Genomic DNA, 21,102 nt, shown 5'->3' on the forward strand with positions numbered 1-21,102 from the left:
TCCCGCCGCGCGGGCAAGCGCATCGGCGTGGAAGTTCGCGTCGCCGAACATCTCCGCCAGCACGCGGCCGCGCTTCATGTAGAAGCCGATGTCATATTCGTCGGTCATGCCGATGCCGCCGTGCATCTGCACCCCCTCCTGCACCGCCAGCGTCGTGGCGAGGCCGGTCATCGCCTTCGCGACCGACACCGCCGCATCCGCGCGTTCGTCGCCGGCGTCGAGCAACTGCTGCGCCTTCAGGACCGCGGCACGCGCGACCTCCATCTCGCTGTACAGATGTGCGGCGCGATGCTGGAGCGCCTGGAAGCTGCCGATCAGCGTCCCGAACTGCTTGCGCTCCTTCAGGTAGCCGACGGTCATGTCCATCGCGCCGCCGCCGACGCCCAGCATCTCCGCCGACGCGCCGGTACGCCCGGCGCGCAGCAGGCGACCGAGCGGCCCGCGGCCCGCATCGACCTCGCCGATCACCGCGTCGGCGTCGACCTCGACCCCGTCGAATTCGATCCGCGCGGCGAGGCTGGCGTCCGCCAGTCGCTCGGGCGTCGCGGTCAGGCCCGCGGCGTCCTTCGACACCGCGAACAGCGTCACGCCATCCTCGTCGTCGGCGGAACCCGCGGTCCGTGCAGCGACGATCAGCAGGTCCGCGACATGGCCGTGCGCGACGAACTGCTTCTTCCCGCTCAGGCGGAAGCCGTTGCCGGAACGCTCCGCCGTCATCGCCACCGACGCGCGATGCTTCGCACCCTCGTCGATCGCCAGCGCCGCGACGGTATCGCCCGACAGGATCCCGGGGAACCAGCGCTGCGCCTGCGCACTGCCCTTCAGCGCCTCCACCGCCGCGACCGCGGTCGACAGGAAGGGCGAGGGCGACAGGTTGCGCCCGATCTCCTCCAGCACGACGCCCGCCTCGACATGGCCGAGGCCGAGACCGCCGTCGCCCTCGTCCATCAACATGCCGGTGAAGCCCATCTCCGCGAACTGTTTCCACAGGTCGCGGGAGAAGCCGGTGGCGTCCTTCGCATCGCGCAAGGACCGCATGTGCGACACGGGGGCATGTTCGGCGACGAAGTCCTTCGCGGTATCGCGCAGCATCGTCTGTTCGTCGTTCAGGTACAGGGGCATTATTGTTCTCCCTCTCCCCGCCGGGGAGAGGGTCGGGGTGAGGGGCCGCCCCACGCACCGACCCATATTGATGTTTCTCGAAGGTCCGCCCCTCTCCCAACCCTCCCCCCGGAGGGGAGAGGGCTAAGGTGTCAGGCGGGCAGTTCCAGGATCCGCTTGGCGATGATGTTGAGCTGCACCTCGCTGGTGCCGCCCTCGATCGAGTTCGCCTTCGTGCGCAACCACGCGCGCGCCTCGCGTCCGCCGCTGGTCGCCTCGCTTTCCCATTCCAGCTCGTCCGAACCGCCCGCGCTCATCAGCAGTTCGTAGCGCGCCTTGTTCAGCTCGGTGCCGTAATATTTCATCATGCTGGGCTGCGCGGGATGGGCGCGGCCCGCCTTCAGCTCGTCGATGAAGCGCTCGCTCTGCGCCGCGAAGGCCTTCGCGCGCACCTCGAACAACGCGATCTGCGCGCGCAGCAGTGGGTCGGCCAGCTTGCCGTCGTGATCGACGCCGATCGTCGCCAGCGCGCCGACGACCAGCGGGTTTTTGCCCGACGTGCCGCCCAGGCCCATGCCCGAGATCATCTCGCGTTCGTGACCCAGCAGGTATTTCGCGACGTCCCAGCCCTTGTTCAGTTCGCCGACGAGGTTCTCCTTCGGCACCTTCACGTCGTCGAAGAAGGTTTCGCAGAACGGGGAATAGCCGCTGATGAGCAGGATCGGCTTCGTCGAGACGCCCGGCGTCGTCATGTCGAACAGGACGAAGCTGATGCCGTTATGCTTGTTCGTCTTGTCGGTGCGGACGAGGCAGAAGATCCAGTCCGCCTTGTCGGCGTAGCTGGTCCACACCTTCTGTCCGTTGACCAGGAAATGATCGCCCTTGTCCTCCGCCGACGTGGCGAGGCTGGCGAGGTCGGAGCCCGCGTTGGGCTCGGAATAACCCTGGCACCAGCGGATCTCGCCGCGCGCGATTTCGGGCAGGAAGCGCTTCTTCTGCTCCTCCGTCCCGTATTTCAGCAGCGCCGGCCCGAGCATGGAAATGCCGAAGCTGTTCAGCGGATTGCGCGCGCGGATCTTCGCCATTTCCTCGCGCAGGACCTTCGTCTCCGCCGCGGACAGCCCGCCGCCGCCATAGTCCTTGGGCCAATCGGGCACGGTCCAGCCGCGCGAGGCCATGGCGTTCATCCACGCCTTCTGCGGCGCGGTCATGTCGCTCTGGTCGCGGCCGCCCCAGACGGCGTCCTTGTCGGTGCGGACGGGCTCGCGCATTTCGGGCGGGCAGTTGGCGGCCAGCCAGTCGCGGGTTTCGCTGCGGAAGGTGTCGAGGTCGGTCATGCGGCGTCGCTCCATGAAAGGGAATGTGCCGCGCGGGCGGCGGCGATGGCGGTGCGGTCGGCGTAGAGGTCGGCGATCACCTGCACCCCGATGGGCAACCCGTCGGCGTCGCGCCCGATCGGCACGCTGGTGGCGGGCAGCATCGGGAAGGTGGCGAGGCCGGGGAAGGCGAATTGGTGGAAGAATTGCGTGTCGGTGCCGTCGATGTCGAGCCGGCGGGTGGCCAGCGGTTCGTCGTCGTGCGCGAAGGCGGTCATGCCGACGGTCGGCGCGATCACCGCATCATACTGGCGGAACAGTCGCCGCCACTGCCGCTGGATGCGCGCCTGTTCGTCGTGCAGGTGATGCCACGCCTCCAGCGCGGGCGGCTCCTGCCCCTCCGGCAACGGCGCGCGGCGCGACATGGCGATGTTCAGCATCCGCCAATAGCCGTCGTGCTGGCGTTCCAGATCGGGCAGCAGCGCGCTGCCCGTATCGACCTGCGCACCCGCGGCGGCGAGATTGCGGCCCAGCGTCTCCAGCGCCTGCGTGATCGCGCGCTGCACCGTCGCCATCGGATGCGATGCCAGCAGCAGGACGCGCCAGCGGCCCGGCTCGTGCTGCGTCGCGGGGGCCAGCGGGTGGTCCGCCACGACCTGCAACGCGGCCTCGAGATCGTCGCCGTCGCGTGCCATCGGGCCGATGACGGACAGGACGGTGCGCGCGCTGTCGGTGCCGGGGAAGTAATGGCCCTCGGTCGGCACGACGCCCCATGTCGGCTTGTGACCCCATACGCCGTTGAAGGCGGCGGGGACGCGGATCGAGCCGCCGATGTCGGACCCGAATTCCAGCGGGACCATGCCCGCGCCCAGCGCCACCGCGGAGCCGCCCGACGACCCGCCCGCGACGCGCGCCGGATCGACCGCATTGTTGGTGCGGCCGTAGACCGGGTTGTTCGATTGCAGGTCGGACAGCGCGGGCGGGACGTTGGTCTTGCCAAGCAGCACGACGCCCGCCGCCTTCAGCCGCTGGACCGCCTCCGCATCCTCCTTCGCGATGAAGTCGCGATGCTCCGCGAAGCCGAACGTCGTGGGCAGGCCCGCGACGTCGTAGCTTTCCTTGATCGTCATCGGAACGCCGAGCAGCGGTGCATCGAACCCCGCCGCGATCCGCGCGTCCAGCGCGCGTGCCGCGTCGCGCGCGCGGTCGAAGTCGCGGACGACGACCGCATTCAGTGCGCCGTCGCGCGCCTCGATCCGCGCGATCGCGGCCTCGGCTTCGGCCAGCGCGGTCGTTTCGCCCGCACGGACGGCGGCGGCGGTCTGGAGCGCGGTGCGTTCCGTCATCTCACAGCTTCCCTCCGCTCTCCGCCGCCGCCTTCAGGCTCGGCGCGACCTTGAACTTGTGCTTCTCCAGCCCCGCGACAACCTTCGGCAGGCCTTCGGTCTGCGCCCAGAACATCGGTCCGCCGCGATAGATCGGCCAGCCGTAGCCGTAGATCCAGACGACATCGACGTCGCTCGCGCGCTGCGCCTTGCCCTCTTCCAGGATCAGCGCGCCTTCGTTCACCATCGTGTACAAGGTGCGCTCGACGATCTCCTGATCGGTGATCTCGCGCTTCGGCAGGTTCGAGCGCGACCGGAAATCCTCGATGATCTCGGCGACGCGTGGCGACGGGGTCGCATTCCGCTTCTCGTCGTAATCGTAGAAGCCGGCGTTCTTCTTCTGCCCCCAGCGCCCCTCGGCGGCCAGCGCGTCGCGGATGCTTTCGATCCGCGACGGATCGCGGTGCCAGCCGATGTCGACGCCGGCCAGGTCGCTCATCTGGAACGGCCCCATCGGCATCCCGAATTCGACATGGACGCGGTCGATCTGCTCGGGCGTCGCGCCTTCCATCAGCAGCTTGTTCGCCTCGATCTGGCGCGGCGAGAGCATGCGGTTGCCGATGAAGCCGTGGCAGACGCCCGCGACGACCGCCACTTTGCGGATCTTCTTCGACAGCGCCATGACCGTCGCCAGCACGTCCTTCGCGGTCTTCTCCCCGCGCACGACCTCGAGCAGCTTCATGACGTTGGCGGGGCTGAAGAAATGCATCCCCACCACGTCCTCGGGACGGCTGGTGCTGGCCGCGATCTCGTCCACGTTCAGGTAGCTGGTGTTGCTGGCCAGGATCGCGCCGGGCTTCGCGATCCTGTCCAGCTTGCCGAACAGCTCCTTCTTGACGTCCATATTCTCATACACGGCCTCGATGATGAGGTCGCAGTCGGCGAGATCGTCGAGGCTGAGCGTCGGGGTCAGCAGGCCCATCGCCTTGTCCGGCGCATCGGGCTTGATCCGGCCCTTCGCCGCCGACGCCTCGTAATTCCTGCGCATCACGCCGGTGCCGCGGTCGAGCGCGTCCTGCTGCATCTCCACGATCGTGACGGGGATGCCCGCGGACAGGAAGTTCATGCTGATCCCGCCGCCCATCGTGCCCGCGCCGATGACGCCGACCTTGTTGATCGGGCGCAGCGGCGTCTTGGGATCGACGTCGTCGATCTTCGCGGCCTGCCGCTCCGCGAAGAAGATGTGGCGCTGCGCCGCGGATTGGGTGCCGCCCATCAGCTTCATGAACTCGGTCCGCTCGACCGCCATGCCGTCCGCGAACGAGCCCTCGGACGCCGCCTCGACACAGCGGATGTTCGCTTCGGGTGCGTCGAAGCCGCGCATCTTGCGGCCGTTGGCCTTGCGGAAGGCGGCGACCGCCTCGGGATCCGCGACCGCGTTGCGCTCGCTGATGCGGGGCAGGGGCTTACCGATCTGCTCGCGGGCGAAGGCGATGGCGTCTGCCTCCAGGCTGTCCTCGCCGACGACCTTGTCGACCAGTCCGATCTCTGCCGCCTTCTTCGCGGGCACGGGATCGCCGATCGCGACCATCTCCAGCGCCGCTTTCACGCCGACCAGCCGCGGCAGCCGCTGCGTACCGCCCGCGCCGGGGAGCAGGCCCAGCTTCACCTCGGGGGTGCCGATCATCGCGCTCGGCACCGCGACGCGGTAGTTGCACGCCAGCGCGGTCTCGCAGCCGCCGCCCAGCGCGGTGCCGTGGATCGCGGCGACGATCGGCTTCGGGCTGGCGTCCATCATGTCCAGCACGGCGTGCAGCCCGGGTTCGCGCGGGGGCTTGCCGAATTCGGTGATGTCCGCGCCCGCGAAGAAGGTGCGCCCGTCGCAGCGCAGGACGATCGCCTTGATCGAGTCGTCCGAGATCCCTTCCCTGAACCCGGCCTCAAGTCCCGCGCGCACGTCCGCGCCCAGCGCGTTGACGGGGGGCGAGTCCGAGATGACGACCAGGACGTCGTCGTGGCGTTCGGTGCGGACGGGTGAGGTCATCGTCATCGGTCTCCGTATTCGTGCCCCCGCGAAGGCGGGAGCCTAGAGCCGCAAGCGCGGCGTTCGTAACTCCGGGCTCCTGCGTCCGCAGGAGCACAATCAGGTCATCGCGGCGTAGATCATCGTCTTCAGCTCGCGACGGATGGGATAGGTCATCGACGGCGACAGCTGGGTCATGAACACCATGTCCACGCGCTCGACCGGATCGACGAAGAAGGCGGTCGAGAACATGCCGCCCCAGTAATATTCGCCGACGCTGCCCGGCATCATCGACCGGGCGGGATCGATCGTGACCGCGAAGCCGAGGCCGAAGCCGGTGCCCGCATTCTGCGTCTCGCTGAACAGCGACTTCGACATCTGCGACAGGTCCTGCCCGCCGGGCAGATGGTTCTGCGTCATCAATTCCAGCGTCTTGCGACCCAGCACGCGCGCGCCGTCCAGCTCGCCGCCGTTCAGGCACATGCGGCAGAAGCGATGATAGTCGAGCGCGGTCGACACCAGCCCGCCGCCGCCCGACACCAGGTTGAACGGCCGCGACCATGCGCTGTCGTCGGCGCGATCGTACATCACCCGCCCCTTGCCGGGCGCCAGGGTGTAGCAGTCGGTCAGGCGATCGCGCTTGCCTTCCGGCACGGTGAAGAAGGTGTCGTCCATCCCCAGCGGGGTGAACAGGCGGTCGTGCAGGAAGTCCGCCAGCGGCATTCCCGACACGCGCTGCACCACCGCGCCCAGCACGTCGGTGGCGACCGAATAGTTCCACTGCGTTCCCGGATCATATTCCAGCGGCAGCTTGCCCAGTTCGGCGACGAAGCCGTCGAGGTCGCGCGTGCCGTGCCAGTTCTCTAGCTTCAGCTCACGATGCGCGGCGTCGACGTTGCTGCGGTTCTGGAAGCTGTAGGTGAAGCCCGCGGTGTGGCGCAGGACGTCGACCATGCGGACCGGTTCGGCCGGGCGGCGTGTGACGAACGGCACCCCACCGCCGCCGCCGGCATAGACGCCGACGCCCTTGAATTCGGGCAGGACGTGGTGGAGCGGCGTGTCGAGCGCGACCTTCGCTTCCTCCAGCAGCATCATGAACGCGACCGACGTGATCGGCTTCGTCATGCTGGCGATGCGGAAGAGCGAGGTTTCGTCGATCCCCGCGCCGCCCTCCCGCGCCGAACCCTGCGAGGAGAAATGGACGATCTCCCCGTCGCGGGCGACCAGCAGTTGCGCGTTGGGCAGGCGCCCCGTGTCGATGTAGCGGTCCTTCAGGAAGGTATCGATCGCGGCCAGCCGGGCGGCATCGAACCCATGCTTTCCGGGCTTCGCGATCTTCATGGTCCCTCCATACCCCCGCTTCTAATTCTTCCTCCCTGTATCGCTTGAGCGGTGTTGGAATCAACTCTATCCTCGCGCAAAAGCGGACCCGACATTCGGACGAGAGGATTGCCGTTGAAACTGGATACCGATTTGGCCGCCTCCTGGCCGGCGATGTCGCTGGCCGATGCGCAGGCCGCACTCACCGCGCCGGGCGCGCGGTTCGAGATGGAGACGGTGACGATCCGCGGCGTGCCTACCCGCGTGTGGAAGAACGCGCCCGCCAGCCTTCGGGCGGTCGGGCTGGCGGCGCGCGCGCATGGCGAGCGCGTCATGACGGTGTATGAGGACGAGCGCGTCACCTACGAGGCGAATTATCGTGCGGTCGCCGCGCTCGCGCACTGGCTGGTGCAGGCGGGCGTCGCGAAGGGGGATCGCGTCGCGATCGCGATGCGCAACCTGCCCGAATTTCCCGCGATCCTGTTCGCGGCCGCGTCGCTGGGCGCGATCGCGGTGCCGCTGAACGCGTGGTGGACCGGCGACGAGCTGGCGTTCGGGCTGGCCGATTCGGGGGCGAAGGTGCTGTTCGCCGACGACGAGCGGCACGAGCGGCTGGCAGCGCATTACGATGCGCTGCCGGCGCTGGAGCAGGTCGTCGTGACGCGGGCCACGTCCGCGCTCGGTGTTCCCGCGGAGGCGGGAACCCAGGGTTTGGGCGAGCAGCCGCCGTCATCGCCCGAAGGCCGGGACTCCCGCCTTTCCGGGAGAACAAGGTTGGAGGATATCCTCGGCACCCCCCACGACTGGCATGCGCTGCCCGATCGGGCGCTGCCCGACGCGGATGTCGCGTCCGACGATCCGGTCACGATCTTCTACACCAGCGGCACGACCGGGCGGCCCAAGGGCGCGCTGGGGACGCATCGCAACATCGTCACCAATATCCTGACGTCGGGCTATGCCGCCGCGCGCGCCTATCTTCGCCGCGGCGTGCCGATCCCGGATCCCGCGCCGCGCGTGTCGCTGACCGTGGTGCCGCTATTCCACGTCACCGCCTGCTCCGCCGGGCTGATGGGCGCGATCGCGGGCGGGTCGACCAGCGTGTACATGCGCAAGTGGGACACGGTGCGCGCGATGGAGATCATCGAGCGCGAGAAGGTGAATGTCACCGGCGGCGTGCCGACGATCGCGTGGCAGCTGCTGGAGCATCCGGACCGCGCGCATTACGACCTGTCGAGCCTCGAATCGATCGCTTATGGCGGGGCGCCGTCCGCGCCCGAACTGGTGCGGCGCATCCACGAGGAGTTCGGCGCGCTGCCGTCGAACGGCTGGGGCATGACCGAGACGATGGCGACCGTCACGTCGAACCTGGCGGAGGATTATCTGGCCCGCCCGGACAGCGCGGGGCCGGCCGCCGCGGTCGCCGACCTGAAGATCACCGACGAGGACGGGAACGACCTGCCGACGGGCGCGGTCGGGGAATTGTGGGCGCGGGGGCCGATGATCGTCACCGGATACTGGAACCGGCCGGAGGCGAGCGCGGAGACGTTCGTCGACGGATGGGTCCGCACCGGGGACCTGGGGCGGCTGGACGAGGACGGCTTCGTCTACATCCTCGACCGCGCGAAGGACATGCTGATCCGGGGCGGCGAGAACATCTATTCCACCGAGGTGGAGAACGTCCTGTACGCGCATCCCGCGGTTACCGATTGCGCGCTGATCGGCCTGCCGCACCGCACGCTGGGCGAGGAGCCCGCGGCGGTCGTCCACCTGGCGCCGGGCGAGGAGGCGAGCGAGGCGGAGTTGCAGGCGTGGGTGCGCGCGCGGCTGGCGGCGTTCAAGGTGCCGGTCGCGATCCGCTTCGTCGCCGACACGCTGCCGCGCAACGCGAACGGAAAGATCCTGAAGCGCGACCTGGCTCCCTTGTTCTCGGACCGTTCCGCGGCTTAAGAGGCTCCGAAAGGGAGGCTTACATGCGGATAACGGGGGATTTCCTGCGTGGTCGCGGACGCACCGCGATGACGCGGGAGGAAAAGGACGTCCTGGAGGCGGCGGTCGATCGCGTCGAGACGTTCCCGGCGCGCACCGTCGTCATCAGGCGCGGCGAAACCGTGGACATGTCGACCCTGCTGATCGACGGGGTGATGTGCCGGTACATGGATGCGCGCGACGGGTATCGCCAATTGGTGGCGATCCAGCTGGCGGGGGATTTCGTCGACCTGCACGGCTATCCGCTGCGGCGGCTGGACCATGACGTCGCGACGATCTCCGACGTCCGCGTCGCACTGGTCCCGCACGACCGGCTGACCCGCATCCTGGAGACGCATCCGCACCTGACGCGCATCCTGTGGCGGTCGACGCTGCTCGACGCGGCGCTGCATCGCGAATGGATCTTCCGGCTCGGGCGGCTCGACGCGGCGGGGCGGGTCGCGCACGTGCTGATGGAGCTGCACGCCAGGCTGGCGGCGGTGGGGCGGGCGCGGGACGGCCGGTTCGCGCTGCCCCTGACGCAGCAGGACCTGGGGGAAATCTGCGGCCTGACCGCGGTCCACGTCAATCGCACGCTGCGGCGGCTGCGCGAGGACGGCCTGGCCGAGGTGGCGCGCGGGGAGGCACGGATCGTGGATGCCGCGCGGCTGGCCCGGGTGGCGGAATTCGACCCCGATTACCTCTATCTCGACGGCGGGCCGTGGCAGGAGCTGTGAGGTGATGGCGGGGGAAGGGGATTGGCGCTAACGTCCCCCGCTATGGCCGAACTTTCCCCGCCCGACCCGTCGCTTGCCGATATCCCGGAGGCGGACGACCCGCGCGTCGCGCTGCGGCGCGACCGGTTGCTCGCCGCGCTGACGCTGACCGCGGGGGCGGCGTTCCTGCTGGGCGTCCCCTTCGCGCTGAAGGCGGGGGCGGAATTCTTCATGCCGACGACGATCGCGCTGATCGTCAGCCTCGCGCTGATCCCGGTGCTGGAGTGGCTGGAGCGGCGGCGCGTACCGTCGCCGGTGGCGGCGTTGTTCTGCGTCATGCTGTTCCTGCTGATCGCCAATGTGGCGCTGGCGGCGATCGTGGTGCCCGCGACCGAATTCTTCCGCCTGCTGCCGTCGCGGATCGGGCGGATCCAGGCCAATCTGGCGCCGCTGCTGGACCTGTATTCCAGCCTGGAGCGCTACGCCAACCGCACGCTGCGCCAGATCGCGGACACCCCCGTGCGCCCGTCGCCCAGCGCGGCGGTCGCGGCGCCGTCGTCGATCGTGGAACTGGCGGCGACCAGCGCGCCCGCGGTCATCATCCAGACGCTGTACGCGATCCTCGTCGCGTTCTTCTTCCTGTCCGGCTGGACCGGGATGCGGCAGCGCATGATTACCCGGCGCGCCAGCTTCGGCGGGGCGATGGCGACCGCGCGCGTGCTTCAGGACATGGTGGACGACGTGTCGTCGTACCTGGGCACGATCACGATCATCAACGTCGCGCTGGGCCTGATCGTCGCGCTGGCGGTCTATGCGCTGGGGATGCCGTTTCCGTTGATGTGGGGCGGGATCGTCGCGCTGCTGAACTACATCCCCTATTTCGGGCCGGTCGTCGCGGCGCTGTTGCTGGCGGTCGGCGGCCTCATGACGTTCTCCGACGTGTGGACCGCGCTGGCGCCGCCGGCGATCATGTACGGCGCGCACCTGATCGAGGCGAACGTCGTCACGCCGTTGATCGTCGGGCACCGGCTGACGATCAATCCGGTCATGATCCTGGTCTCGATCAGCTTCTGGGGATGGGTGTGGGGCACGACGGGCGCATTGCTGGCGGTCCCGATCCTCATCATCGTGCAGATCGTGCTGGCCGCCGCGGGGAAGCCGGACGTCGCGGGATTCCTGTTCGAGCACGGCACGCTGACGCGCGCGCATCCGGAGGGAATCGCGGCCCGCGCCGATTCCCCGATTCCGCCGGTTGACAGGGAGTCGCCCGCCGCCTAGTTGGCGCGCCTCACGCTTTCCAAGCGGGTGTAGCTCAGTTGGTTAGAGCGCCGGCCTGTCACGCCGGAGGTCGCGGGTTCGAGCCCCGTCACTCGCGCCACCCCTTCGCAGGGGTTGCGTGTAAACCCCTCGAAATACGTTGTTATTTTTTCGCCGGGCGTCATGCCGCGCGGGTGCGGATTTTGTCGGCGTCGCAGTGCGGGCGGCAGGGGCGCGGCGCGCGCGGATCGCGGAAGGTCGCGCGCTACGGCCCGTTTCGTGACCTTTCGACGATCGACCGCGACGTGGACGGAGAAAGAGCGGCATTAAGCATGACAGGTCGCCGCCGTGTAGGACAGTCCAGGTAGGACAAGGCCCCGTCAGCGCCAGCGGCCGGTTTCCATCCATCGCAGCAGCGGCTTCAGCGGCGTGATCCATATCGTGCCTGCGACGACGTAGAAGACCAGTTGCGCGAGCCAGTGCCAGCCGCCGACCGTCGCGGACAGCGACACGACCGCGACGCACCAGACCGCGATCAAGGCGAGGATCGCGATCATCCCCACGGGCTTGCGCCAGTCCGGGGTCAAACGACGATCCATTCGCGGTCGGTGGCCACCATGTGGAGCGGCATGTCCCACGGGTCGGGGCGAAGCTGATCGGTTTCCTGCACGGACAGCGCGATACCGATCCGCAGCGCCCGGGGATAGGCCGCGAAGGCGCGATCGTAATGGCCCGCCCCCTGACCCAGCCGGTTGCCCGCGCGATCGAAGCCGACGAGCGGGGTCAGGACGATGTCGGGCGTCACGCGGTCGCGGTGTGCCGCGGGCTGACGCAGGCCGAAGGGACCGTCGACGAGCGGCTCGTCGCGAATCCACGACAGGAACGACAGCGGCGTCGCGCGGTCGACCACATGCGGGAGGGCGAGCGTGCAGCCGGCCGCCAGCGCCGCGGTTTCGAGCGCGGCGGGATCGGCCTCTCCGCCGACGGGGACGTAGCTGGCGACGATCAGGCCGGGCGACAGCAGCGTGGCGAAGGCGGGCCAGGCGGGGATGCTGCCCGATGCGGCGCGGCGGCGGGCGCGCAGGTCGGTGCGGAGGGAGCGCTTGTCGGTCATGCGGCCGCTTGTCCCCCCGCGAAGGCGGGGGGCCAGACTGGGTTCCCGCCTTCGCGGGAACACAAGTGAGGGGGTAGCCTGACAGCCCAACCCGTCATGCCGGGCTGGTCCCGGCATCCACGGTGCCGCGTCGCCGCAGCTTGGGGACGTGCGGCACGGTGGACCCCGGAACAAGTCCGGGGTGACGGGGCATTTGGGGAGCGCACGATCTGACAGAACCGAGCGGGGAAAGGCGGGTGGCGGGACCGCCGTGGCCGTGTGCCGGGTTATCCACTGACGCACGGTACGTCAGGTGGGGACCATGTACGTCGGACCAGGGTCCGGGCAGGGACAGCCCCCTTTGGATGATGAATAGCCTCAGGGATAATAAAGGCTCGTACCGGGCAGTGCCCGCCGCCGTCGTATCTAGGCGCTCGCATCCTCTTCCTCAAGGGCCGTCGCGAGCGATTCGAGGCGTTCCGCGAGTTGTTCGAGCAGGCGGCCCTCGGGCGTCTCGGGCGGGGGCGCCTCGCGTGCCTCGATCAGCGCGTCGGCGATCATCAGCGCGGTCAGCAGCATCGCGCGCTGCCCGCCCGCGCCGCCGGTCGCGCGCCGCGCCTTGTCCCAATGATCGTCGACGATGCCGCCGGCCTGCTCCAGCCGCGCCTCCCCGCCGTCGCGGCACGCGATCTCGTGGACGCTGTCGCCGATCCTGAGCGTGACGACCGCCATTATGCCTCTCCCCCCCCTTCGTGCGCGATGACGCGGTCGAGCGCGGCGACCGCCTCCGTCATCCGGGACTTCAGCGTGGCGTGGCGGCGGGCCAGATCGGCATTGCGCGCGCGGTGGCCGGTCACCGCGCCTTCAAGGCGCGCGATGGCGGATTCGAGCCGGTCGAGGGCGGGGTTTTCCATGCCCCCGTCGATACGTCCCGCCGCCGCCCGCGACAAGCAAAGAGCGGCAGGTTGACGCGGAGGCCCCCGCCCGCGCAAAGACCCGCCAGATTTGAAACGACGCAGGTGAGGCGACGATGACGAAGGTGGCGATCAACGGGTTCGGGCGCATCGGGCGACTGGTGGCGCGCGCGTTGCTGGAGCGGGGCAGCGAGCTGGAACTCGTCGCGATCAACGACCTTGCCGATGCCAAGTCGAACGCCTGGCTGTTCAGCCGCGACAGCGTCCACGGCAAATATGCCGGCACCGTCACGGCGGAGGGGCAGGACCTGGTCATCGACGGCAAGCGCATCCGCGTGACGGCGGAGCGCGACCCCGCGAACCTGCCGCACAGGGAACTGGGCGTCGACATCGTGCTGGAATGCACCGGCTTTTTCACCGATCGCGAGAGCGCGCAGAAGCATATCGACGCGGGCGCGAAGAAGGTCCTGATCTCCGCCCCCGCCAAGGGCGTCGACCTGACCGTCGTGTTCGGCGTGAACGACGACAAACTGGAGGCCGGCCACACGATCGTCTCGAACGCGTCGTGCACGACCAACTGCCTGGCCCCCGTCGCCAAGGTGCTGAACGATGCGATCGGGATCGAGCGCGGGCTGATGACCACGATCCACGCCTATACCAACGACCAGAAGATCCTGGACCAGATCCATCCCGACCTGCGCCGTGCGCGCGCCGCGGGGATGAACATCATCCCGACGACCACCGGCGCGGCGCGCGCGGTGGGCGAGGTGCTGCCCGAACTGAAGGGCAAGCTGGACGGGTCGGCGGTGCGCGTGCCCGTGCCCGACGGCAGCCTGGTCGACCTGACCTTCACGCCGTCGCGCGACACGTCGGTGGCGGAGGTCAACGCGCTGCTGAAGGCCGCGGCGGAGGGGCCAATGAAGGGCGTGCTGGAATATTCGGACGAGCCCTTGGTCTCGATCGACATCGTCCACACGCCGTTCTCGTCCACGGTCGACAGCCTGGAGACGGCGGTCATCGACGGGAAGCTGGTGCGCGTCGTGACGTGGTACGACAACGAATGGGGCTTCTCCAACCGCATGGTCGACACCGCGACCGCGATGGCGACGCTGGGCTAGTTCCGATGCACCAACCCCCGTTCGTGCTGAGCCCTTCGGCTGGCTGGCAAGCCAGCCGCTCAGGATAGACCTTGATGCTTCGCATCAAGATCGAAGCACATGCGTCGTGCATGCCCTTCGACTTCGCTCAGGGCGAACGGGGTGAGTGACGTGGGCATCCTCCTCGGCATCGCCCGCCACGCGCGCCCGAAGGCGCCGATGGAGGTCGTCGACCATGCGCAGGTCTCGCCCGAGGCCGGCATCCACGGCGACTTCCGCGGCGCGATGCGGGGCAAGCCGTACAGGCGGCAGGTGACGTTGATCGAGCGCGCCGACTGGGAGGCGGCGGTCGCGGAGACGGGGCACGATCTGCCGTGGCAGGAGCGCCGCGCCAACCTGCTGGTCGACGGCGTCGACCTGCCGCAGGTCGCGGGCGCGATCGTCCGGATCGGCGGCGAGGTGGTGCTGGAGATCACGCGCGAAACCGACCCGTGCGAGCGGATGGAGGCCATCGCGGCGGGCCTGCGCGCCGCACTTTCCCCCGACTGGCGCGGCGGCGCGTGTGCGCGCGTCGTGCAGGGGGGCCATATCGCCGTCGGCGACCAGATCAGGATCGAACTTCCATGTCCAAGCCTTTCAAGACGCTCGACGATATCGGCGACATCCACGGCAGGCGCGTCCTCGTCCGCGAGGACCTGAACGTCCCGCTGAAGGACGGGATCGTCACCGATGACACGCGCTTCCGCGCCACCGTGGAAACCGTGACCGAGCTGGCGGACAAGGGCGCGATCGTCCTCGTCCTCGCGCATTTCGGGCGGCCGAAGGGCGTGCCGAGCGCGGCGCTGTCGCTGTCGCAGCTGGCCGCGCCCTATGCCGCGGTGCTGGGCCGTCCGGTGCGCTACATCGACTGGGAAGGTGCGGACGACGCGGTGGCGACGTTGCAGCCGGGCGAGGTCGCGGTGCTGGAGAATACGCGCTTCTTCGGCGGCGAGGAGAAGAACGATCCCGCGGTCGTCGCGCGCTTCGCCGCCTTCGGCGACCTGTACGTCAACGACGCCTTCTCCGCCGCGCACCGGGCGCATGCCTCGACCGAGGGGCTGGCGCGGGCGCTTCCCGCCTATGCCGGACGCGCGATGGAGGCGGAGCTGGTGGCGCTGGAAAAGGCGCTGGGCGCGCCCGAGCATCCCGTCGCGGCGGTCGTCGGGGGGGCGAAGGTGTCGACCAAGCTGGACGTGCTGAAGCACCTCGTCGGCAAGGTCGACCACCTCATCATCGGCGGCGGCATGGCCAACACCTTCCTGGCCGCGCGCGGGGTGGATGTGGGCAAGTCGCTGTGCGAACACGACCTGACCGGCACCGCCGAGGAGATACTGGACGCCGCGGACGCGGCCGGGTGTACCGTCCACCTGCCGTACGACGTGGTCGTCGCGAAGGAATTCCGCGCCGATCCGCCGACGCGGACGGTGAACGTGCACGAGGTCGCGGCGGACGAGATGATCCTGGACGTCGGCCCGGCGGCGACGGAGGCGCTGGGCGACGTGCTGAAGAATTGCCGCACGCTCGTCTGGAACGGGCCGATGGGGGCGTTCGAGACGTCGCCCTTCGACGCCGCCACGGTCGCGCTGGCGAAGACGGCGGCGGCGCTGACGACGGACGGCAGCCTGGTGTCGGTCGCGGGCGGGGGCGACACGGTCGCGGCGCTGAACCACGCGGGTGTGGCGGGCGATTTCACGTTCGTCTCGACCGCGGGCGGCGCGTTCCTGGAATGGATGGAGGGGCGCGACCTGCCGGGGGTGGCCGCGTTGACGCGATAGGGCCGGGCGCATACGTTCAACATGTTGAACGGGAGGTCGCGATGCTGGGCGTGAGGCTGAAGCCCGAGGAGGAGGACCGGCTCGCGCGTCATGCGCGGGAATTGGGCCGGACCAAGAGCGCGATCGTGCGCGAGTGGATCGTGGAGAAGCTGGATCGGGAGACGACCGACGCACTGGTCGCACGGGCGGCGGCACGGATCGCGGCGGCCGATCGCGGTCGCCGCGATGACGGGGGCGAACGCCTCGATCGGTGGCTGGACGCACTGGACGCGGAAGACGGCGGATACGACTGGGGATCCGAGGGTCCGCCAGGATGACGCGCGGGGACATCGTCCTTGTCCGCAGCACGCGCGGCGCCGCGACGAAGGCGCGTCCCTGCGTCGTGGTACAGCGGGACAGCGCGGGCGCGTTGCCGAAGCTGACCGTCTGCCCGATGACGTCGCAGGTGGATCAGGAAAACGACCTTCGTCCCGTCGTGGTCCCGTCGCAAGCCAATGGCCTGATCCAGGTAAGCCAGATCGAGATCGACTGGATACTGACCGAGGATCTTCGATATTTCGGACGCCGGATCGGCACCGTCGAACCGACCGTGCTTGCCGCGATCGACACCGCCCTGCGCCGCTGGCTCGACCTTTAGTTGCCGAACGCGCCGGTGGCGGTTAGCAGCCGCGCATACGTATGCATTCGAGAGGCCCAGTATGAACACCGCCGACATGACCGCCAAGATCGCACAGGGCCACGGCTTCATCGCCGCGCTCGACCAGTCGGGCGGGTCGACGCCCAAGGCGCTGGCGGGCTATGGCGTCGCGGCCGATGCGTGGTCGGGCGACGCGGAGATGTTCGCGCTGATCCACGAGATGCGCGCGCGGATCATCACGTCGGACGCGTTCACGGGCGACAAGGTCGTCGGCGCGATCCTGTTCGAGCGGACGATGGACGGCGAGGCGGGGGGCAAGCCCGTGCCGCAGGCGCTGATCGACAAGGGCGTCGTGCCGTTCCTGAAGATCGACAAGGGGCTGGAGGACGAGGCGGACGGCGTCCAGCTGATGAAGCCGATCCCCGGGCTGGGCGCGCTGCTCGACCGGGCGAAGGCGCTGGGCGTGTTCGGCACGAAGGAGCGTTCGGTCATCAACCTGGCCAATCGCGCGGGCATCGCGGCGATCGTGGCGCAGCAGTTCGACGTGGCGAAGGAGGTGCTGGCCCACGGCCTGATGCCGATCATCGAGCCCGAGGTGAACATCAAGAGCGCCGAGCGCGCGGCGGCGGATGCGATCCTGCTGGAGGAGACGGTGAAGGCGCTGGACGCGATGACGGGTGACGAAAAGGTCATGCTGAAGCTGTCGCTGCCCGCGCAGCCCGACCTGTTCCTGCCGCTGGTCGAGCATCCCCGCGTCCTGCGCGTCGTCGCGCTGTCGGGCGGGTTCAGCCGGACCGAGGCGTGCGCCGAGCTGGCGAAGAACCGCGGCATCATCGCCAGCTTCAGCCGCGCGCTGCTGTCGGACCTGCGCCGCGACATGACCGACGCGCAGTTCGACGCCGCGCTGGGCGAGGCCATCGACGAAATCCACGCCGCGTCCACCACCAAGTCGCCGGTCGCGGCCTGACATGCCGGACCGCCGCATTGTCCCGACCCGCGGCGCGGCGGCGCGATGATGGTCGAGCGGACGGAGGAATCCGATCCGCGCTGGGCCGCAGTCGACGATTATATCGCCGACCGGCTGCTCGGCGCGGACGCCGCGCTCGATGCGACGCTGGCCGCCAATGCGGCGGCGGGGCTGGCGGCGATCGACGTGTCGCCCGCGCAGGGGAAGATGCTGCACCTGTTCGCGCGCATGGCCGGGGCGCGCCGCGTGCTGGAGGTCGGCACGCTTGGCGGCTATTCCACGATCTGGCTGGCGCGGGCGGTGGGGGAGGGCGGCAGCGTCGTCTCGCTCGAACTCGACCCGCATCACGAAGCGGTGGCGCGCGCGAACCTCGACCGCGCGGGCGTGGGCGACCGCGTCGAGGTGATCGTCGGCCCCGCGGCCGAGACGATGGCGACGCTCGACGGGCCGTTCGATCTCGTCTTCATCGACGCCGATAAGGAAGGGAACGTCGCCTATCTGCGCGCGGCGATGCGGCTGTCGCGTCCGGGCACGACGATCGTGGTCGACAATGTGGTGCGCGAGGGGCTGATCCTCGACGCCGCCAGCACAGATCCGCGCGTCATCGGCACCCGCGCGCTCTTCGACGCGGTGGCCGCCGAGCCGCGGCTGTCCGCCACCGCGGTGCAGACGGTGGGGAGCAAGAAGTGGGACGGCTTCCTGCTGGCGATCGTGGATTGAGCCGCCCTGTCGACGCCGTTTTGGCGGAAGGGGGATGATCGCGCGAAGTCGCGAAGCCGCGACGAAGGTGGCATTCGCGCGGCGGCACATTCCATCCTGAAGGCCCTGATGTCCGGCGAGCGATGATCGGGCCGGTGCGCGACAGCGCCGCGTCCTTCGCGCCGCCGATCTGGCGCATCGGATCGCGATCGTCCGTGGATTTTGCGTTTTCATTCCGCGCGGAGTTCGACCCGACGTGGATCGAGGGATGCAAACCTGCCGGTGTCGCCGCGCAGCGCGCTATGGCGAAACGGTGCCATCATGGCCTATGGGGCCACATGACTGACGAAGACCCCCTCGGCCCGCTCGACCCCGGTTTCGGCGCGCGGTTCACGCGCGATATCCGGCGGCCCCCGTGCCAGCTGTACCTGATCTCCCCGCTCGACGTCGGCGGCGGCTTTGCCGAGCGGCTGGCCCGCGCACTGGATGCCGGGCCGGTCGCGGCGTTCCAGTTTCGCGTGAAGCATGTCGACCAGCACGAGGCCGCGCGCCTGGCCGAGCCGATCCAGCGGCTGTGCGCGGACCGCGACGTCGCCTTCATCGTCAACGACAGCATCGCGCTGGCCAAGCGCCTCGGTGCGGACGGCGTCCATCTGGGGCAGGACGACGGTGATCCGCGCGAGGCGCGGGCGGCGCTGGGCCCCGACGTGCAGGTCGGCGTCACCTGTCACGACAGCCGGCATTTCGCGATGGAGGCGGGGGAGGCTGGCGCGGATTATGTCGCGTTCGGCGCCTTCTATCCCACCACCACGAAGGAGACGCGCCACCGGCCCGATCCGTCGATCCTGTCGTGGTGGTCCGCGCTGTTCGAGATGCCCGCGGTCGCGATCGGCGGGATCACGCCCGCCAATGCCGCGCCGCTGGTCGCCGCGGGGGCCGATTTCCTGGCGGTGTCGGACGCGGTGTGGGGCGGGGACGAGGCGGCGGCCATCCGCGCCTTCGCCGACGTGCTGACATGATGGAGGGCGGGTGCGAATGCGGCGCGGTGCGCTACCGCCTGACCGACATGCCCGTCACGGTCAATTGCTGCCATTGCCGCGATTGCCAGCGGATCACCGGGTCCGCCTTCGCGCTGAACGCGATGATCGAAAGCGACCGGATCGCGGTGACGCAGGGCGCGCCCGAGATGCGGTCGCTGGAGCGCGAGGGGCAGGGGGACACGCACGCGTGGCGCTGCGCGATCTGCGAGACGCTGTTGTGGGCGGATCACCCGATGATGGGCGATGCGGCGCGCTTCGTCCGCATCGGCACGCTCGACCGGGCGGAGGCGCTGGCGCCCGATGCGCATTATTTCGTCCGCAGCCGCCACCCGTGGGTGACCCCGCCCGCCGGGGTGCCTGCCTTCGACACGCTGCCGTCGGACGATACGGCGATCGACCTGCCGCCGGATCGCGCGGCACGAATGGCGATGTTGCTGCGCGCGGGGGAGCAACCGGGCGCATAGGGCGTTGTTCCGGCACCGTAAGGAGAGTGCCCGTGTCGCGTACCCTATCCCGCCTCGTCATCGCCGCCGCGATCGCCGCCCCCGCCGCGGCGCAGGCCCCGCCCCAGCCGCGGGCGGCGGCCCCGCGCCCGGCGTCGCCGCCGCCGGTCGACCGCACCGTCCTGCATGTCCAGGTGATCCTCGACAAGCTGGGCTTCGGGCCCGGCATCCTGGACGGGCGCGGCGGCACGTCGCTGGTCAACGCGTTGAAGGGGTTCCAGGAATCGCGCGGGATGACGGTGACGGGGAAGGCGGACCCGGCCACGTTGCGTGCGCTCTATCCCTATCGCGCGGCGCGGCCGACCCTGTCGGTGACGCTCGATCGCGACGCCTTCACCGGGCCGTTCGTCAATCCGATGCCAAAGGACTATGCCGATCAGGCGAAGCTTCCCGCGATGGCGTACAGCCGCCCGCTGGAGAAGATCGCGGAACGCTATCACACCACGCCCGCGGTGCTGGTCGCGATGAACCCCGGCGTCGGCACGATCGCGCCGGGGACCCGGATCACCGTTCCCAACTCGCTCCCCACCTCGCGCGACTATCCCGCCGACGCGACCCCGGCGTGGCGCGCGACGCTCAATTCGCTGAACGTGGAGGCGCGCGTGCCGCAGGCGGCGACGATCACGGTCGACAAGTCGGACGGCATCCTGCGCGCGCTGGACAAGGACGGGAAGGTGATCGCGCAATATACCGCGACCATCGGTTCGTCGCGCGATCCGTTGCCGATCGGCGACTGGAAGGTGCTGCACGTCTCGCCCAATCCGGACTGGAAGATGAACCCCGCGATCCTGAAGGGCGTGGACGATTCGAAGAAGGCAGAGATCATCCCGCCCGGCCCCAACAATCCCGTCGGCGTGGTGTGGATCGACCTGAGCAAGGAGCATTACGGCATCCACGGGACGCCCAGCCCCGAACTGATCGGCAAGGCCGAGAGCAACGGCTGCGTCCGCCTGACCAACTGGGACGCGGCGCGCGTCGCGTTGATGGTGAAGGGCGGGACGCCGGTGATCTTCCGGGCATAGGCGCGTGACGCGGCTGGGCTGGGGGATCCTGGGCGGCATATTGCTGCTGGCGGGGCTGTTCGCCTCCATGCTGTCCTTCGGTCCGGGCGACGGCGGATCGCCGCCGCCGGGACCGCCGGCCTCCTCGCCGGTGCGGCAGGTCGGCGCGCTGGCGCTGCCGGTCGCGGGGGTGGCGCCGGTCGCGCTGACCGATACGTGGAGCCAGCCGCGCGCGGGCGGCGCGCGCGTGCATCATGCGATCGACATCATGGCGCCGCGCGGCACCCCCGTCGTCGCCGCCGCGCCGGGGCGGG

At 69.5% G+C, this 21,102-nt stretch carries 22 protein-coding genes, 1 tRNA gene and 1 pseudogene; 15 read left to right on the top strand and 9 right to left on the bottom strand.

What is annotated here, in order from left to right; translation table 11 throughout:
- The 5 genes from ASG29_RS05970 to ASG29_RS05990 all read right to left on the bottom strand — a co-directional run.
- Positions 1-1,122 (bottom strand): acyl-CoA dehydrogenase family protein (locus ASG29_RS05970; RefSeq protein ID WP_055981658.1); only part of this gene is annotated, 1,122 nt, incomplete at its 3' end.
- A 131-nt stretch (positions 1,123-1,253) separates the two neighbouring features.
- A complete protein-coding gene (locus ASG29_RS05975) occupies positions 1,254-2,438 on the bottom strand; it encodes an acyl-CoA dehydrogenase family protein (protein ID WP_055982303.1) in 1,185 nt (394 codons plus the stop codon).
- Positions 2,435-3,763, bottom strand: a complete 1,329-nt coding sequence (locus ASG29_RS05980; protein WP_055981661.1) for an amidase family protein — start codon at positions 3,761-3,763, stop codon at positions 2,435-2,437. The genes ASG29_RS05975 and ASG29_RS05980 overlap by 4 nt, the downstream gene beginning before the upstream one ends.
- Before the next feature lies 1 nt (position 3,764).
- Positions 3,765-5,786, bottom strand: coding sequence for a 3-hydroxyacyl-CoA dehydrogenase NAD-binding domain-containing protein (locus ASG29_RS05985; protein WP_055982307.1), 2,022 nt, complete (start codon positions 5,784-5,786; stop codon positions 3,765-3,767).
- Positions 5,787-5,885: 99 nt separating this feature from the next.
- Positions 5,886-7,106: a serine hydrolase domain-containing protein gene (locus ASG29_RS05990; RefSeq protein WP_055981664.1), complete on the bottom strand. Its 1,221-nt coding sequence runs from the start codon at positions 7,104-7,106 to the stop codon at positions 5,886-5,888.
- Between the two features lie 153 nt (positions 7,107-7,259).
- Here ASG29_RS05990 and ASG29_RS05995 point away from each other — a divergent pair, with 153 nt between their 5' ends.
- From ASG29_RS05995 to ASG29_RS06010, 4 genes are all read left to right on the top strand, one after another.
- Positions 7,260-9,032: a class I adenylate-forming enzyme family protein gene (locus ASG29_RS05995; RefSeq protein ID WP_082515784.1), complete on the top strand. Its 1,773-nt coding sequence runs from the start codon at positions 7,260-7,262 to the stop codon at positions 9,030-9,032.
- Between the two features lie 23 nt (positions 9,033-9,055).
- Positions 9,056-9,787, top strand: coding sequence for a Crp/Fnr family transcriptional regulator (locus ASG29_RS06000; RefSeq protein ID WP_055981666.1), 732 nt, complete (start codon positions 9,056-9,058; stop codon positions 9,785-9,787).
- Between the two features lie 42 nt (positions 9,788-9,829).
- A complete protein-coding gene (locus tag ASG29_RS06005) occupies positions 9,830-11,044 on the top strand; it encodes an AI-2E family transporter (protein ID WP_055981669.1) in 1,215 nt (404 codons plus the stop codon).
- Between the two features lie 23 nt (positions 11,045-11,067).
- Positions 11,068-11,144: transfer RNA gene (locus ASG29_RS06010), tRNA-Asp, on the top strand.
- Positions 11,145-11,403: 259 nt separating this feature from the next.
- Here ASG29_RS06010 and ASG29_RS06015 read toward each other — a convergent pair.
- The 4 genes from ASG29_RS06015 to ASG29_RS06030 form a co-directional block, all read right to left on the bottom strand.
- On the bottom strand, positions 11,404-11,622 hold the full coding sequence (locus tag ASG29_RS06015; protein ID WP_156457903.1) for a DUF2842 domain-containing protein: 219 nt from the start codon (positions 11,620-11,622) through the stop codon (positions 11,404-11,406).
- On the bottom strand, positions 11,607-12,137 hold the full coding sequence (locus tag ASG29_RS06020) for a 5-formyltetrahydrofolate cyclo-ligase (RefSeq protein ID WP_055981675.1): 531 nt from the start codon (positions 12,135-12,137) through the stop codon (positions 11,607-11,609). The genes ASG29_RS06015 and ASG29_RS06020 overlap by 16 nt, the downstream gene beginning before the upstream one ends.
- A gap of 405 nt (positions 12,138-12,542) precedes the next feature.
- Positions 12,543-12,848 (bottom strand): cell division protein ZapA, encoded by a 306-nt coding sequence (locus ASG29_RS06025; protein WP_055981678.1) that lies wholly within the window; start codon positions 12,846-12,848, stop codon positions 12,543-12,545.
- The gene (locus ASG29_RS06030; RefSeq protein WP_055981682.1) at positions 12,848-13,030 is read right to left on the bottom strand and encodes a hypothetical protein; all 183 of its coding nucleotides are present in this window, start codon (positions 13,028-13,030) and stop codon (positions 12,848-12,850) included. The genes ASG29_RS06025 and ASG29_RS06030 overlap by 1 nt, the downstream gene beginning before the upstream one ends.
- Before the next feature lie 116 nt (positions 13,031-13,146).
- Here ASG29_RS06030 and gap point away from each other — a divergent pair, with 116 nt between their 5' ends.
- From gap to ASG29_RS16995, 11 genes and pseudogenes are all read left to right on the top strand, one after another.
- Positions 13,147-14,148 (top strand): type I glyceraldehyde-3-phosphate dehydrogenase, encoded by a 1,002-nt coding sequence (gene gap / locus ASG29_RS06035; RefSeq protein ID WP_055981684.1) that lies wholly within the window; start codon positions 13,147-13,149, stop codon positions 14,146-14,148.
- Positions 14,149-14,289: 141 nt separating this feature from the next.
- The gene (locus ASG29_RS06040; protein ID WP_321163183.1) at positions 14,290-14,826 is read left to right on the top strand and encodes an MOSC domain-containing protein; all 537 of its coding nucleotides are present in this window, start codon (positions 14,290-14,292) and stop codon (positions 14,824-14,826) included.
- A complete protein-coding gene (locus tag ASG29_RS06045) occupies positions 14,751-15,941 on the top strand; it encodes a phosphoglycerate kinase (protein ID WP_055981689.1) in 1,191 nt (396 codons plus the stop codon). Before ASG29_RS06040 ends, ASG29_RS06045 begins: the two co-directional genes overlap by 76 nt.
- A 41-nt stretch (positions 15,942-15,982) precedes the next feature.
- Positions 15,983-16,258: a CopG family transcriptional regulator gene (locus tag ASG29_RS06050; RefSeq protein ID WP_055981691.1), complete on the top strand. Its 276-nt coding sequence runs from the start codon at positions 15,983-15,985 to the stop codon at positions 16,256-16,258.
- Positions 16,255-16,578 carry a type II toxin-antitoxin system PemK/MazF family toxin gene (locus tag ASG29_RS06055; RefSeq protein WP_055981694.1) on the top strand — a complete coding sequence of 108 codons (324 nt, stop codon included), beginning with the start codon at positions 16,255-16,257 and terminating at the stop codon, positions 16,576-16,578. The genes ASG29_RS06050 and ASG29_RS06055 overlap by 4 nt, the downstream gene beginning before the upstream one ends.
- 61 nt (positions 16,579-16,639) lie before the next feature.
- Complete coding sequence (locus tag ASG29_RS06060; RefSeq protein ID WP_055981696.1) at positions 16,640-17,545, top strand: fructose bisphosphate aldolase; 906 nt, start codon at positions 16,640-16,642, stop codon at positions 17,543-17,545.
- 45 nt (positions 17,546-17,590) lie between these two features.
- Positions 17,591-18,265: an O-methyltransferase gene (locus tag ASG29_RS06065; protein WP_235532796.1), complete on the top strand. Its 675-nt coding sequence runs from the start codon at positions 17,591-17,593 to the stop codon at positions 18,263-18,265.
- Between the two features lie 317 nt (positions 18,266-18,582).
- Positions 18,583-19,263, top strand: a complete 681-nt coding sequence (gene thiE, locus ASG29_RS06070; protein ID WP_055982315.1) for a thiamine phosphate synthase — start codon at positions 18,583-18,585, stop codon at positions 19,261-19,263.
- On the top strand, positions 19,260-19,748 hold the full coding sequence (locus ASG29_RS06075; RefSeq protein ID WP_082515690.1) for a GFA family protein: 489 nt from the start codon (positions 19,260-19,262) through the stop codon (positions 19,746-19,748). Before thiE ends, ASG29_RS06075 begins: the two co-directional genes overlap by 4 nt.
- Positions 19,749-19,780: 32 nt before the next feature.
- Complete coding sequence (locus tag ASG29_RS06080; RefSeq protein WP_055981702.1) at positions 19,781-20,809, top strand: L,D-transpeptidase family protein; 1,029 nt, start codon at positions 19,781-19,783, stop codon at positions 20,807-20,809.
- A 4-nt stretch (positions 20,810-20,813) separates the two neighbouring features.
- A pseudogene (locus ASG29_RS16995) lies at positions 20,814-21,102 on the top strand (M23 family metallopeptidase); the annotation flags it as partial.

Source organism: Sphingomonas sp. Leaf412 (genome assembly GCF_001425405.1).
In the GTDB taxonomy this organism is placed as follows: domain Bacteria; phylum Pseudomonadota; class Alphaproteobacteria; order Sphingomonadales; family Sphingomonadaceae; genus Sphingomonas.